This window comes from Cupriavidus sp. SIMBA_020 (assembly GCF_046535395.1).
Lineage (GTDB): Bacteria > Pseudomonadota > Gammaproteobacteria > Burkholderiales > Burkholderiaceae > Cupriavidus > Cupriavidus campinensis.
In genome coordinates this window covers 1-237 of record NZ_JAWRWU010001616.1, presented here as the reverse complement: position 1 = coordinate 237, position 237 = coordinate 1, and the positions used below count along the sequence as shown (strand labels likewise).

1 pseudogene is annotated in these 237 nt (G+C 37.6%); it reads right to left on the bottom strand.

Annotated features, from left to right (window positions below):
- Positions 1 to 237: pseudogene (locus SB751_RS35085) on the bottom strand (isoprenoid biosynthesis protein ElbB); the annotation flags it as partial.

Below are 237 nucleotides of genomic sequence, written 5' to 3'. Positions count from 1 at the left end.
ACATATAAGCAGGTGTTGTAACCAGCTTATTATTTTTATCAATAACAATATCATCCACTTTACACTCAATATGCTCAGCGCCTAATGTGGTTAAAGCATCGGCCGTGTCGCTATCATTACCAATAGTGAGCTGTGGTTTATTATAAATGAATGGCAATAAAGCGGGTGCAATACACATATAACCGGTGGTTTTATTTGCTTTTGCAAATGCTTTACAAGCGCTCAGTACTTCGTCAT